Origin of the sequence: Limibacterium fermenti, assembly GCF_041902845.1 — a bacterium.
Lineage (GTDB): Bacteria > Bacteroidota > Bacteroidia > Bacteroidales > Dysgonomonadaceae > Limibacterium > Limibacterium fermenti.
The window spans coordinates 1,781,718-1,797,073 of sequence record NZ_CP159486.1 but is presented as its reverse complement, the minus strand read 5'-3'; the positions used below and the strand labels follow the sequence as shown (position 1 = coordinate 1,797,073).

The window sequence follows — 15,356 nt, the reverse complement described above, 5'->3', positions numbered from 1 at the left end:
TCTGTATGCAAAGATACAGATTGTTTATAAATAAACAAAGAATTTTTCATTGATCTTTCCTTTCTGATAACTTGCGAATGGGGTTAAATTTACATCTTCTTTTTTACCCGTTTTAGGAAACAATAAGTATATTTGCAGAAGTATTTTGAAAAGTACGGAGTGGCATTAGCGCCGCTCATTTATATACATGATGTTCGCTGAATCTGCCGCGAAAACTGGAAATTTACAAGGCAAGAGGAACAGCAAGCGTTCATGCTATACCATTTGGTATTGCGTGGGATACTTGCTCCTATTTCCTCTTGGGTATTCCAGTACCTCGCGGCGGGATGGTTGTGAGTCCCACGCTTTTTTTTGCGTGTCATCGGCGAACCAGACAACGGGAGTTTTTTAACACGTAAAAATAAAAAGACATGAAGAAGATTATCCTTTACATGGCCGTATCACTTGACGGCTACATTGCGGAACGCGACGGCAGCCTCGAATGGCTTACCGGTTTCCCTAACCCGGAAAGAACAGACTACGGGCACAACGATTTTTTGTCTGCCATTGACACCGTTATCATGGGTGGACGAACCTACCGTGAATTGTTGAATATGGATGTGATCTGGCCGTACAAGGAACAACAAACCTATGTGGTATCGCACCACGATTGGGGTGCAAAACAAGGCGTCCGTTTTATAACGGAGAACATTACCGAAACGATTGCAGAACTTTGTAAACAGGAAGGGAAAAACATTGGAATTGCCGGCGGCGGGGAACTGACATCCATACTGCTTTCGGCTAACCTGATAGATGAGATACGGATACTCCATATTCCCGTGATCCTTGGCAAAGGTGTTTCCCTGTTTCCCGGACAAGATAAGGAATCGAAATGGGAACTGACCGTTAGCAAGCCTTACCCAAACGGGGTATTACAGGCAACTTATCACCGGCAATAACGATAACGGATAACCGTTTTATTTTCGCAGTGTAACATGCTTGTTGCCTAAAAGGAGAAAACTTCTTACCCATTTTTGCGATAGATATCTTCTATCTATCGCTGCACACTATTATTGCCGGCTGTTTTTTAATTGTGCTAATCAGTACGTTGTAAAGAATGCTTGGTGTGTGACAAATACGAAACAAAAACTTAATAGAAATGAAATATTTTCCCGGAATGTAATACCTATTTTTGTATCCGGTATTTTGTAATAATCATAATGGATTATGGTTTTAAATAAAGCGGATTATAAAAAATTGTCAGACAGTGAATTGTGGCAACTCTGCCGCGAAAACGACATGCGGTCTTACGACGAACTGTTCAGCCGCTATTATCCGCGCATGCTCCGCCACGCCTCGCGCTATATCAAAGATACCATGCAAGCCGAAGAGTTGTGCATGGATATGATGTTCAACCTCTGGGTAAAGCGTGAAGAACTAACCATCAACGACGACCTGTCCAACTACCTGTTCTGTGCCGTCCGTAACTCGGTCATTTCCCACCTGCGTAAAGAAATCCCCGCCACTCTTGGTCTGGAGGAAGTAAAAGAGGAATCCCAGGTCAGCAGGCCAAGCGACTATTGGCTGTTGTCCGAAGAAGTTGAACAAGTGTACAACGCCGCACTGAAAAAATTAAGTCCCCGCCGCCGTCAGGTATTTATGCTGAGCCGCTATGAACACCTCAGCTACTCCGAAATCGCCCGGAAGTTAAATCTTTCGGAGAACACCATCCAGAACTACATGGTCGCCGCGTTGGACGGCCTGCGTTCCAATATGAAAGAATACCTCCCGATGGCATTCATTCTTCTTCTATTCGTTTTTTGACCCAATCCGGGAAATTACCTCCGGAGAACCCGCAACCTCCCATTTCAAAGATTACTTTCTGTAAGTCCGTTTACGACCGGCTCCAAAATTTACTGAATCACTCCGGTAAAATCCTATCCATGATGGTTTAAGGTTTAGTTTCCTGCCTGGATGAAAATAATTAATATAATGTTAACAAATAAGAAATGTTCTGATAATATAGAATGACCATATTTGTACCCTCTATATTGTGATATTTATATTAATGGTGGTGGCAGATAATCCGGATTATAAAAGCATGTCAGACAGTGAACTGTGGCAACTTTGCCACAAGGACGACATGCGGTCTTACGACGAACTGTTCAGCCGCTATTATCCGCGTATCCTTCGCTTTGCTTCCCGCTATATCAAAGATACGATGCAAGCCGAAGAGCTGTGTATGGATATGATGTTCAACCTTTGGGTAAAACGTGGACAGCTAACCATTAAAGGCACTTTTTCAAACTACCTGTTCCGTGCCGTCCGTAATTCCGTCATTTCCTACTTCCGTAAAGAACTCCCCGCCACTCTTGGTCTGGAGGAAGTAAAAGAGGAATGTCAGGTCGGCAGGTCAAGCGATTACCGGCTAATATCCGAAGAAGCCAGGGATGTGTATTACGCCGCACTGAAAAAATTAAGTCCCCGCCGCCGTCAGGTATTTATACTTAACCGTTACGAACACCTCAGTTATTCCGAAATCGCCCGGAAATTAAATCTTTCGGAGAATACTGTCGAAAACTATATGGTCGCCGCATTAGACGGTCTGCGCGTCAATATGAAAGAATATTTCCCAACGCTGTTGGTTTTCCTTCTATCCTTCCCCGGCCTGTTATTCCTTTTTTGAATCAATTCAAAACCTTTCTTTGTGAGTATCGCCACTAAGCGGCTATTATCCTATCGGTTTTCTTCCCGCAAGATTCTCCTTTGATCGAAAATGGAGAATAATTGTCATTTATGACAAGAAAAAATCCTTATAAACAGCTAAAAACAACGGCAATAAAAAAAGATGAAAAAATATTTCATTTTCAATAGGTGGTGGTGCCATGTTTTTTGCGTCTTTATATATAGAAGGGCATCTTAATCGAATTAAAGAAAAAGATCGCCTCGATGGAAAAAGTTCTTTAAGGTATTGGAAGATGCGAAAAAAACGCCTCAAAACGAGGAAAACAGAAAAAGATGAAAAATATTTCATTTTCAATAGGTGGTGGTGCTATGTTTTTTGCGTCTTTATATATAGAGGGCATCTTAATCGAATTAAAGAAAAAGATCGCCTCGATGAAAAAAGTTCTTTAAGGTATTTGAAGATGCGGAAAAAACACCTCAAAACGAAAAAAACAGAAAAAGATGAAAAATATTTCATTTTCAATAGGTGGTGGTGCTATGTTTTTTGCGTCTTTATATATAGAAGGACATATTGAATTGAAATAAAGATAAAGAATAGTAACAATGGAAAAGGCTGAAAGGCAATTGTTGGAGGATTTTATAGCGGGACGTTGCACAAAGGAGGAACTGGTGCAAGTCAACCTGTTGCTGAAAAGCAAAAAGGGACAACAGATGCTGGACGAATTGCTCGAAGAACGGGAGGCTGCCGATTGGAACAATCCGCCGGAAGAAGACGAAGCCATGCAGGAGCTTGTCCGTGCGAAACAGGCGGAGATGCAGGAACGGATAGCCGCTTACGAGAGGCGTCGCCCTTTTTCTGTTAACTTCATCCGTTGGGGAAGTTATGCAGCAGTTTTCGCAGGTATATTGGTGCTGACAACCTTAGTCTTATGGCAAGGCCCCAAAGGAGGGTATTTCGGGGGTAACCAACCACAGTATGTAGAGATCACCAATTCCGGCGGACTTCCCGAACGGCACTTGCTGCCCGACAGCACGGAGGTGTATCTGGCGGCGGGAAGTACATTGAAATATCCCGAAACGTTTTCCAAAACGGGGAGGAATATAGAGCTACAGGGAGAAGCCTTTTTTGATGTAAAACGCGATGAAGCAAGGCCATTTACCATCCGTTCCGGAAATATGGAAACCCGTGTGTTGGGTACGTCTTTTAAAGTAACGGCTTTCGCGGGACAGGAACAGGAGGTAGCAGTCGCTACCGGTAAAGTAAGCGTACGATCCGTCAACGAAGAAAAAGCAGCCGAACCGGTATTACTCACACGCGGACTGAAAGTAAACTACAACCCGCAAACCGGCGAAGTAAAAACCGGAGAGGTGGATGTGCACAGCCTGGAACAGTGGAAATCCGGCACACTCATATTCAACGAACAAACGATGAGCCTTATCGCCAGACAATTGGAAGGAAGATACGGCGTACAAATAGGATTTTCCGATCAGAAAATAGCGAACCATCGGGTCAGTGGAACCTTTGCAGCAGGTGAAGCGGTTACCGAAATACTGGACATGCTCGGTTTCGTAGGGAAATTCAGGTATGAGACGACCGACGACGGAAAAAAGTTTGTAATCAGGGACGAAAATTGATTAAAGAAATTCAAAGATTTAGAAATGAACAATAAAAAGAACAAAGATGAATACACGTAGGAAATTCCCAAAAGGGAAAAGCGTCCCATTGCAGCCGGGACGCTTTAAAGAAGCAAAAAGCCGTGACAATTTGACACATGCCGGCTCGATGCAATCCACATAATTTACAGATCAAAGAATTTTAATCCATAAATAATCGATAAAGATATGCAAAAAATAGCTTTGCTATTTCGTTTTGAACAAATTTTAAAGCAAAACAACAGGATATTCCTGCTTCCGGGCTTATGGATAGTCTTGCTTTTATTACCGCAAACGATTAAAAGCCAAGATCTGGCAACCGTAAAAATCAATCTGAATATAGATAATGTCTCTATTAAAGACGTTTTTGCAGAGATACAGAAACAGAGTTCCATCAAATTTGTCTACGGGGAAGATGTAAACAAATACGCTTCGGTAAAGGTCAGCATCAAGCAAGGTAATATTTCCGTAAAAGCGGCCATCACAGAAGCATTGGGCAGCACGAACCTGCGCTATACACAGAAAGGCGAACATGTGCTGATCGATGAAAAACCGGCAGCGGCGGCACAACCCGCCAACGAGCCGAGAGGACAAGGCAGCGGAAACCTTAAAGGGCGTGTCGTTGAAGCCGAAACTTCCGAACCGCTGCCTGGCGCGACGGTGAGAATACTGGGAACCGACCGCGGCACCATGACCGACCTCGACGGCTACTACAGCTTCGATAACGTCCCCGCCGGGCACCAGACCATAGAGGTAGCCTACATGGGCTACACGACACAGCCGGTGACGGTAAACATCCCCGCCAACCGCACCGCCACGTACGATGTCACACTGTCGGTTGACAGCAAGCTGCTGGACGAGGTAGTCATCAGCAGCGTCCGTCGCCAGCGAAGCTCGGTGCCCCACATGACCGAAAAGTTGATGGTGCAGGAAATAAAAGCTTTACAGGTTGTCGCTTCCGGTATTTCATCGGAACAGATCAGCCGTACTGCCGACCGCAATGCCGCCGACGCGGTCGCCAAAGTGTCGGGCGTCAGCATCCGCGATAACAAGTTCGTGGTGGTGCGCGGGATGAACGAACGCTACAACCTGAACTACCTGAATGATAATGTAGCCCCCAGCACTGAAATCAATAGCCGGGCTTTCGCCCTGAACCTGATCCCTACGCGGGTGATCGACAAAATCGTGGTCTATAAGTCGCCTTCGGCGGACTTGCTGTCGGATATGACCGGTGGTGCGGTAAAGATCTACACGAAGGATGCAACGGCCGTCAGGCATTTCGACCTGGACGTGCAGCTCGGTGTCCGTGAAAACTCCACCTTCAAAGACCTGCTGACCTATAAAGGTGGGAAATACGATATCCTGGGTTTCGACGACGGTACACGGGCATTACCCAAATCGGTGCCCGGCTACGGCAATTTCTCCAGGGCGCAGATCAGCCAGCAGACTTATGCTGAAAGTTTCTCCAATATATTGGAGTACGGCAAGGTCAAAGCCCTTCCCGATGTGCAGATTACAGCCAATTACTACGACGCTTTTTCCGTTTTCGGCAAAACGCTCTCGATGCTCAGCTCCCTGAGTTACAAGAAAGAGAGCCAGGGCTGGCAGACCGACCGCATGCAGGGATTCCTGAAAGCCTCTCACGGTGAAATCCCGATAGCTATCAATTCAGTCTATAACGACCATATCAACAATGACAACGCGCAACTGAGCCTGTTACAGAATTTCAGCCTGCGGCTCAACGACCGCCACAGCCTGCGCTTTAAGAATTTCCTGCTCCAGCAGGGACAGGACCAGACTATTACCCGTATTTCGGCCGGCCCTTTTGTCCCGAATGAAAGCACAGGGACACAGGAGCTGCTCGGCGGCTTATGGGACTATAGTACGTCAATTAAAGGCAGGAAGAAGAATGTGATCCTCTCCTATACGCAGCGTTTCCTTTACAGCGGCAACTTCAGCGGGGAGCATCGCTTTGGCGGGGACAGGCACCGCCTCGAGTGGAACGCCGGCTACATCTTCACCCGACAGGACATGCCCGACCAGCGCGTGCTGCGCTTCGACAACATGAGAAACGGCAGAAGTTATAACGGCGTATTTCCCGACTATAACTGGGTAGCGCTGGAAAGGGCGACGCACTACGAGGATGGTTTAACCGACCTGCTGATGGGTAAGGTCTCCCGCAGCTGGACACGCAATACCGAACAGTCGGGCAACTTCGCCCTCGATTATACATGGAATGCCGCCAAAAGTTTCAACGTCAAACTCGGGACTTACAGCCAGTACCGCCACCGCACCCTCTACCGCCGCACATACACCCTGAACGAGGGCGACCTGAACTCCGCCGGTTATATCGAGGGTGGAATGGACGATTGGCAGGTCGGGGCAGGGAGCGACTATATGGACTACAACCGGGTCTATTATACCGAGCAGGACTTATGGAATGTGTGGAGTACCGATTACCTGAAAGACGACGGTTCCGCCCTGAAAGTATTCGACCGGACGTCGGGCAGCGACTCCTACAAAGCCGACGAACAGCTCCACAGCGGCTACGCCCTTTTCAACCTGAAACCACTTGGTGAAAAACTGGATGTCTCCCTGGGGCTGCGTGTCGAGTACGACCGCCAGCAGGTCGCTTCGGCTTATGTGAGTCCCAACGACCGGGGAGGCGTAAACGCGCCTTTACTGGTCGATAATGAGATCACCGACTGGTTGCCTTCGGGTAATGTGAGCTACAAACCGACCGGTAAATGGGTGTTCCGCGCCGCTTACGGGCAGTCGCTCAACCGGCCCGAGTTCCGCGAAATGTCTTCCTTTTCCGAAACCGATTACCTTAACGGACAGACGATACGGGGTAATTCGGGTTTGGTACGTTCCAAAGCAGACAATTACGACCTGCGTGCCGAGTGGTATCCCTACGGCGACAGCAAGAGTGATATGCTCTCCATCGGCGGCTTTTACAAAACAATCGAAAAGCCGATCGAACGAACCGTTACAAAAGAAATGGCATTTTCTTATACCTTACCGGTCATTTCCTGGAGAAACGGCGAGGAAGCCACGATAAAAGGCGTGGAAGTGGAACTGCGGAAAGATTTCAGTTTTATCCCCGGGAAAATCTTTAGCGACCTTTCGGTCATTGCCAACTATACCTGGCTGCACAGTGAAGTAACCGTGCAGAATAGAGGAATAAGCCCGGACGGCAGTAAAATCATAGATACCTTTATTACCCGCAAGTTGCAAGGGCAGGCGCCCTATATCCTGAATGCCGGCCTGTATTACGACAATGCCGGCAGCGGAACCAAAGCCGCCCTTATCTTTAACCGGATCGGGGAACGCATTTATGCCGCCTCTACCGGATACCTGGGGACGGATTTTTCCCAAGGTCAGCATGGGGATAAAGGCTATCTGGGTAGCCAGATCGAACTGGCGGATACGCAGATGGATTTTTCACTGACCCAACGTGTCGGAAAAGGGATCTCCCTCAAATTCAGCATCCAGAACCTGCTGGACAAAAGTACCCGCATCGCCGAGGACAGCAACTTTACCTACAAGTACGAACCCAATGTGCGGTTTTCCAATGAAGATGCCGCTTATGGCGTGGATTACGGCAACGATATTATCACTAACGAATACAAAACCGGACGGTTCTATTCGCTGAGTTTCAGTTATTCGTTTTGATGATACGCCGCATACACCCGTTAAAAAGAACGCAACCCCTGCGGCGGAAAAAATACAAAGGACAACCGGATTATTAAATTTCTGAATTATATAAAATATGACGAACAAATTAAAACAAATACGGAAAACGCTCTTACGTTTTGCTTTTATCCCCCTGAAGGGGATTATAGGGGGCTTCGTTCTGCTCTCGTTTTCCGCCTGCAACAGCGATGTGGAGGACTATTACGACACCCTCAACGAACTCCCCCAGATAGATTTACGGGCGGAGTACGATTACACCGGTCGTTACCTGCCGGGCGATGAACTGACACTGTACGGACGTTTCCAGCAGCCGCGGCAGCCACTGACGATCACAATCGGCGGAGTGGAAGCCGGGATCATTCGAAAAGAAAAAGAACAAAATAGGCAGACGATTTTAGAGAACGACTCTGTCGACAAGATAACGTTGCTTGTCGCCGAAGCAATGGGCTTCGGTAAAGACCGCCCCGTTGTCATTACCTCCGGGCAGTACAGCATCAGCGGCCCGGGCATAGAGATCCTCAACCCCGGCGCCAGCCTCGAGCCTTATGCCTTCGAAGGGACACTGGCGCTGGTTGATTATACCGCCCTGCCAAGCGGCGCCATTACCTGGGTGGAAGGAAAGAACGGCACGGGCAACCTCTATTACTACCGCGCTTCGGACAAAACATTCTACAGCGTGAAAGACGGTGCTACCGCCCCGTTACTGAGCCTCGACCGGATGAAAGAAACCTTCGGCAACAGTTTCGATATCCGGAACCTGCAGGCGGCAGCCATCGACCCGGCGGAGGAGACGCTCTATTTTACCGGGCGTACCAATACCTCCTACGAACTGATACAATATACCCCGGCAACGGATGAACTGAAAGTATTGAATAAAAAGCCGACCCCGGCGCTCAGCCTGAAAGCCCCATACGCGAACGGAGAGGCGCTCGGCACGCTGGAACTTGCCTTTAGCCGCCTGCAATGCGACGAACAGGGAGGACTGTACGTCTGGATTACCGGCGCAAGCAATCAGGGTGTCGCCTATATCGATGCCGCGCATACCGTGCAGTACCGCTATACGCTGAACGGCAATACCCTGCTGCCCGCCCCGCTGGCCGGCGACAGTTATTTCGATACGGTGCTGCTTTCACCGCAGGACGGATTCTTCTATGTATCCGATAACAGCAAGCAAACCATTGCCCGCTACGACCTGCAAAGCCCGAAAATCGTAGAAAGCTTTGCATCGGCTACCGCCTCGGAAAATCCCCTCGGCTTGTTGAACGGATTCTTCGGGACTATCACCTTGCCGGTACTCAGTTACGATCACCTGCGGGTAGGCAAGGATGCCTTTGTTTACTTCCGCAACAAGGGCGGCGTATCGGAACTTTATGTTACCGACCTGGCCTACGAGCGGGTAGTGCCGTATGCCGCAGGATTCGACACGGGCAGCCATAGTGCGACATCCTTTGCCGCCAATGCCCGGCTGATTAACAGCGATGCCGAAGGGCAGCTTTATTTTGCCGTCGGACAGCAACTCGTAAAAACAACCCTAAAACCGGAGTAATGATGAATGGCGTATTTGTAATAATTAAAACAAAAGATATGATAAAAAGATTTTTCAAGGCTACCGTTATCGTTCTTTTAGCAGGCCTGGGGATGACCTCCTGCTCGGAGGACGATCTCGACGCCGTGATTCCCGAAGGGGCATCCGTCAACTTTTTCGCCCATTCGGAATACCTGGCTGCTGTCAGGCAGACGGCCGGCTATGCCTTTTTCCCTATTCTGACCGACGACAAAGGCTGGAATCTGACCAATAGTTTGCAAGTTGCTACTTATCCCTATTTTAATCCGGGGCAGAATATAAGCTATGAATATCCCACCCCTAACTCCCAGACCGAAAGCGACGAAACGGCAGCGTATTACTACCGGATGCCAGCGGGGCGGCGCATTATCAGCTTTATGGGCGACACCCTGGGTGTGAATATACAAACGCTGGAGCAGGATTTTCCTTCCCGCAGCTACCACCTGGTTTATTTCACCGACAAGGTGCGCGACGACAAGGTCGCCGACTACCGGGTGTTCAACGTGCCGGAGAGCCGCAAGCCCGAACATGCGGGCAGGTTCAATTACCGCCTGGTGAACCTCAGCCCCGATGCCGGAAACCTGACGGTGCGTTTCAGAAAACGGAGTGGCGGCTATACCGACACAGGGGCAAGCGCCGGCTATGCCGCATACAGCGAATATGTGGGTGTGGATACTACCGGCCTGGTCATCAATAACAGATTAGTGCTTGAAGTGCTGGACAGCGGGGGGGATATCGCGTTCACCCAACGTGTCAATCCCCTCTACGACGTAGGCTACCACTTTGTAATAGGTGGATTCTCTGCCGCGCAGCAGGGCGTGAAAACGCCCTACGCCATCGACAACAATGGCAGTGTTACCTACAGAATCGCCGGTATCCCCGCCAACCTGCAACTGACGGTCAGAAGGATTTATTAATTCAAACAGAAATAAATATTCAGAGACAAATCAATTTAACTAATTAATAATTTATTGAAAATGAAGAAGATTATTCTATTCTTAAGTTTCATCGCATGCATCCTGACGATGCAGGCGCAAACCGAAGTGGCCTCCACAGCGGGAGGACTGGAAACGGCTCTAAAAGCCAAGGTGTCGGACTTAACGACCGTCACCAACCTGAAAATTACCGGAACCATCGACCAGCGGGACTTCGAATGGCTGAAAACCGCGATGGCTAACAGTGAACAACTGATCAACCTGACCACCCTGAACCTATCGGGTGCAAGTATTGCCGCTTATGAAAATCATGAGGCTAACGCAATCCCATTAAACGGGCTGAATGGCTCCGATTATGCGGGTTGGAAGCTTACCAGCCTGACCCTTCCCGATAATCTGACAAAAATAGGGGAGAGAGGCTTACAGAACTTAGAGAAACTCGAATCCATTGTTATTCCAGAAGGGGTAACTGAAATAGGGCAAGGTGCTTTTATAGGATCTTACTCTTTGACAAATATAAAGTTGCCTTCCGGTTTGAAAATCATTCCTAAAGATTTTTTAAATAACCAGAAAGGATCTGCTACCGCCGGTATTCTGGAAACAATAGAGATTCCGAAGACAGTGGAAAGTATTGGTGATTACGCTTTTGCTTTCAATAATCTGTACAGTATCGATATTCCGGCTTCTGTCAAAGTTATCGGATCCAATATCTTGCAAGGGAATCCCAATCTGACAGCCGTAAATTTTGCTGAAAACAATAAACTGGAAACCATTGCTGCACAAACCTTTTACGGATTATCCCTAACGTTTGAAAACAGTGATTTCCTGACAAATGTAAAGGAAATAAACGGAGGAGCCTTTTACGGTTCAACTTTTACTACCCTGAAACCACCAGTAAATGCCACTTATAAACCAGATGCATCACAAACTCTTTTTCCTTTTGGGAATAATACTACAATCAAAAATTTGGATCTAACTGAATTTACCGAAATACCTGCTAATATATTTCGTGGACAGAATAACACAAATAATGGAGCAACTATCGGGAGGATAACCTTTTCAGAATCTTTAACTGAAATAGCAGGGATAGCTTTTGGGTATGTAAAGATCAATGAGCAAACTGAATTGATATTTCCCTCTTCACTTGTAACGCTTGGAAATTCATCTTTCAGGGAGCTAAAAGGAACAATAACTACACTGGATTTAAGCCAGACACAAATTACGACTCTTCCGACAGGCCCCTTTGCTTTGGCTGAAAATGTAACTACATTTAAGCTACCGGCCTCTTTAACATCTATTGCAAAACAAAATAATGCCTCAAGTACATTGCGTCTATTCAATATACCTAACCTGACAGATTTGTATGTTGCCAATGCAGAGCCTATCAAGTTAGACGGTACATACGATCAATACTTCGGCACTGTACCCGCCTCGCAAATCAAGCTACATGTACCTGCCGGTTCGGAAGCGAAATATAAAGCAGCGAATGTATGGAAAGAGCTGACGATTGTAACGGACAAAGCGGAACAAACCGTTGCGGATTTTGCCGATGCGATAGCCAGAGAAGGCGACGGGATTACCTTTCCGGCAAAGACCGATCAGGGTCTGGATATCACCTATACCGCCGAAGAAGGCAAGACCGGTGTAGCCACTTTGAGCGGTAATAAATTGACGGTAGTAGGTGTCGGCGAAATAAAAATAACCGCTAAGGCGGAAGGAAACGATCAGTACCTGCCTTTCGAGAAGACGATTACTATAGGTACCTCTATCAGTTACTCGTGGCTGGAGGAAGTCGCCATTGCCGTAGAAGGCGATAATGCTTTTGTCGCAGGCCCTGCCGAAGCGGTAGCCAAATTCACCAAGTTCTATGTAGATGGAGTAGAAGTAACCCTGACTGAGGGTGTAGCCGATATATCGGAAAAAAGCGGAACGATAGAGTTGAAAGCCACTACTAACACCGGCGATATCGTGAAACTGAAAATTCAAAAAACGGCCGCATCGGCTTCGGCTGTGCGACAAAACAAAGGACCCCTGACGGGAGGAAAATAAATCAAACAAGTAATCAAACAAATAAAATAATCAGATGAAAAAGTTCATAAATATTGACTGGAAGACCATCGCGATGCTCCTTGCCTGTGTATTTGTAATGGCGGCATGCAGTGACGATGACGAAGAAATAGCCAAAGAGCTGACATTGGACAAAACCACCATCGAAGTGGTTGAAGATGCTTCTGTGACAGTAACTGTTGAAACAGGAAATGGGGACTATCAGGCCACACCGGTTGCCACAGATATTGCTTCTGCTACCGTTTCGGGCAGTACTATTACGGTTACCGGAGTAAAAGAAGGCGAAACAACCATAGCTGTAAAGGATGGCAAAGGAAAAACAGCCTCGATTAAAGTAACTGTAGTTTCCAAACACACCATCCCAACAGCGGCTCAATTTGTATGGGACGGTGCAAAGACTGACCTGGAAACCACCAACAACTGGGGGCTGGCAATTTATACCAACCGCATTGCCGTAACTAATGTTATCACTAAAAAACAATATATCCTGACATGGACAGGCGACCTTTCTAAAGGGGATAAAACAGGCGGTAAGTTACAGACCGTAGGCGGCGAAACAGTTACACTAAGCGATTTTGAAGTGGTAAAATCGGAAAACAACAGCTACTACATTGCTTTTGAAGGTAACTCGAAATCTGGAAATATCTATTTCACGAAATAAAAGTTACAGCAAACTGTACAACGACACCAGCAGCGATGCCTACCGCACATTACGTAAGACGAAAGCCGCAACAAGTCGAAGCCCCTGTCATTGCTTGCCATTGGCAGGGGCTTTTTAATAATAGGAAATAATCAAAGTTGATGATGTTTTCAGATCATTATATCCATCATTTACTGAAAAAAGCGAACAGGACGCTGTATTGCAACCTAGCTGCCCGGTACCATACCTCTCCGTGGGTTATATGCAGGCTTATACACGGCAAATCCATCCGCTCCGAGAAGGAGCTGTCTATCTACAGGAAACTGATAGAAGGACAGTTCGTCGGAAAAGAATAAGCATTGGTTAAATGTCAGAATGAGTACCGGATATTGAACGAAATGCGCCGAATGATGATGTATCAGAAATGAAAGGAATAGACAAAAAGAAACATGAACATCTAATGGATTGTTTGACAGAACTCCGCCAACAGACAAGCGACCCGGAAGAAATAAGCCGTATCGACGCCGAGGCAGCCCTCTTATCGGGCACTTACGAACAATATACCGCCTTTTTTGAAGGGTTACGCAAAGAATCGGAACGGTATAATAGCCGGTATCCCGAAATACAACGCCGGATATATAAGGAAATCCGCCGGATAAGGTTTGCCCAAAGAAGAAAAACATAAATAAGAACGAATATGCTTGAATATGTTGCCCAATTACGGAAAGAGACGGACAAAGAGATAGACCGGATCGAATCCTCGGACAGTAATATCCTGAAAAAATCGCTAGATGCTTCCCACGTACTGGCGGAAGCTTTCGACAAGCTGAAAAAATTTATCCTCTCCTATGAGTTCCAAAGTGAAGCGGAGGAAATCAATTTCTTCAAGGAAATTAAACCCAAATTCTGTTACCGGCTGATCTATTACCGCAAGCTGTATAACATCGAGATGAACCGTCCGGTCGCTGCCGTATGCAGGCAAAAGGAATATCTGCATGAAGAACTGGATACCATCCACAAATACACCAATAAACGGCTGGATTTTGTCCGCTACTACCGTTCCGGCTCCACCCATCTGGACACCCTGTATTTTCTGCGCGGTAGAATTGATACCGAACAATATTTAGAAACCTTTTACTATGAACTCGACCAGAACTTCTCTACCAACTGTGATTTCAAGGTAGCCAAGATATTATCCAACGATATGCTGCAAGCCTACCTGATGCAGGAAATCACAAGTCTGGAAAGCGACTTACATTATCCATCTTCGTCTTTTCCGAAGGTCAAACTAACATGGAAGGGAACCAAAACGGAACTGATGGAACAACTCTATTCGTGGGACAGCGAAAACATCTTCGGCGATATCCCGCTTACCCAGGTCTCCGATTATATCCAAAACGTATTCAACATCCAACTGGATAAAAACCTGTCAAGAGCATTCAGCGACATGAAAATACGCACCCAACCTACTCCGTTCTTAGATAAGTTAAAAGACGGGCTACTCAGGCGTATGGGGCGGAAAAAGTGAATACCGAAGTCGGTATCCTCCCGTATTTTCCCAATTATTGCCGTATTTTCACCCTTTTTCGGCATAGAATCCCGTTTTTTTGCCTTTACCCTGCCGGATACCGAGTATTCGCCCATTTTCCCGTTTTATTTTTGTAAATAACAGGTCTGTAAGCAGTTGAAAATTAGTTAGCCGAAAAATACTTCAAAAAAAGTCGTGCCGACTTCGTTATCAGCCATTCATAAACATGCGACCTTTGCATTATCAATAAAAAACAGCGGCAATGGGTATGAATGACGATCTGAAAGACTGGATGCAAATATGGTTTGAACGCCTTATAACACGTCTCGACCGGATAGAACGGCATCTGGAAAAAATGGCGATAAAAGAAAAGTTGCTGGAGGGCGAACGCCTGCTGGACAACCAGGACGTTTGCCAACTGCTCAATGTGAGCAAGCGGACACTCCAACGTTACCGCTCGTCGGGCGAATTATCCTATCAAATGCTTTATCACAAAACATTCTATAAAGAGAGCGATGTGGAAGCCTTTATCAAGGCTAATTTCCAGAAAGGGGAAATACCGGATGATGCCCCTGAAGATACCGGGGGTAATCCCGAATAATACAGATG

13 protein-coding genes are annotated in these 15,356 nt (G+C 46.8%); all 13 read left to right on the top strand.

Translation table 11 applies throughout. The annotated features are described in order from the left end of the window. The first annotated feature begins 410 nt into the window (after positions 1–410). The 13 genes from ABNK31_RS08100 (at position 411) to ABNK31_RS08040 (ending at position 15,348) form a co-directional block, all read left to right on the top strand. Positions 411–938, top strand: coding sequence for a dihydrofolate reductase family protein (locus ABNK31_RS08100; RefSeq protein WP_418895157.1), 528 nt, complete (start codon positions 411–413; stop codon positions 936–938). Positions 939–1,206: 268 nt separating this feature from the next. Next, entirely contained in the window at positions 1,207–1,803 is a 597-nt protein-coding gene (locus ABNK31_RS08095) for an RNA polymerase sigma factor (RefSeq protein ID WP_418895156.1), read from the top strand. 229 nt (positions 1,804–2,032) lie between these two features. Continuing rightward, complete coding sequence (locus tag ABNK31_RS08090; RefSeq protein WP_418895155.1) at positions 2,033–2,665, top strand: RNA polymerase sigma factor; 633 nt, start codon at positions 2,033–2,035, stop codon at positions 2,663–2,665. Between the two features lie 602 nt (positions 2,666–3,267). Further along, positions 3,268–4,299, top strand: a complete 1,032-nt coding sequence (locus ABNK31_RS08085; protein ID WP_418895154.1) for a FecR family protein — start codon at positions 3,268–3,270, stop codon at positions 4,297–4,299. A 207-nt stretch (positions 4,300–4,506) separates the two neighbouring features. After that, positions 4,507–7,992 (top strand): TonB-dependent receptor domain-containing protein, encoded by a 3,486-nt coding sequence (locus ABNK31_RS08080; RefSeq protein WP_418895153.1) that lies wholly within the window; start codon positions 4,507–4,509, stop codon positions 7,990–7,992. Between the two features lie 97 nt (positions 7,993–8,089). Then, complete coding sequence (locus ABNK31_RS08075; RefSeq protein WP_418895152.1) at positions 8,090–9,559, top strand: hypothetical protein; 1,470 nt, start codon at positions 8,090–8,092, stop codon at positions 9,557–9,559. Then, positions 9,559–10,494 carry a hypothetical protein gene (locus ABNK31_RS08070; RefSeq protein WP_418895151.1) on the top strand — a complete coding sequence of 312 codons (936 nt, stop codon included), beginning with the start codon at positions 9,559–9,561 and terminating at the stop codon, positions 10,492–10,494. The genes ABNK31_RS08075 and ABNK31_RS08070 overlap by 1 nt, the downstream gene beginning before the upstream one ends. A 60-nt stretch (positions 10,495–10,554) precedes the next feature. Continuing rightward, complete coding sequence (locus ABNK31_RS08065; protein WP_418895150.1) at positions 10,555–12,561, top strand: leucine-rich repeat protein; 2,007 nt, start codon at positions 10,555–10,557, stop codon at positions 12,559–12,561. Between the two features lie 34 nt (positions 12,562–12,595). After that, the gene (locus ABNK31_RS08060; RefSeq protein ID WP_418895149.1) at positions 12,596–13,240 is read left to right on the top strand and encodes a hypothetical protein; all 645 of its coding nucleotides are present in this window, start codon (positions 12,596–12,598) and stop codon (positions 13,238–13,240) included. A gap of 140 nt (positions 13,241–13,380) precedes the next feature. Continuing rightward, the gene (locus ABNK31_RS08055; RefSeq protein ID WP_418895148.1) at positions 13,381–13,575 is read left to right on the top strand and encodes a hypothetical protein; all 195 of its coding nucleotides are present in this window, start codon (positions 13,381–13,383) and stop codon (positions 13,573–13,575) included. A 104-nt stretch (positions 13,576–13,679) separates the two neighbouring features. After that, positions 13,680–13,904 carry a hypothetical protein gene (locus tag ABNK31_RS08050; protein ID WP_418895147.1) on the top strand — a complete coding sequence of 75 codons (225 nt, stop codon included), beginning with the start codon at positions 13,680–13,682 and terminating at the stop codon, positions 13,902–13,904. Positions 13,905–13,916: 12 nt separating this feature from the next. After that, entirely contained in the window at positions 13,917–14,747 is an 831-nt protein-coding gene (locus tag ABNK31_RS08045) for an RteC domain-containing protein (RefSeq protein WP_418895146.1), read from the top strand. 268 nt (positions 14,748–15,015) lie between these two features. Next, complete coding sequence (locus tag ABNK31_RS08040) at positions 15,016–15,348, top strand: helix-turn-helix domain-containing protein (protein WP_418895381.1); 333 nt, start codon at positions 15,016–15,018, stop codon at positions 15,346–15,348. Positions 15,349–15,356: the final 8 nt, after the last annotated feature.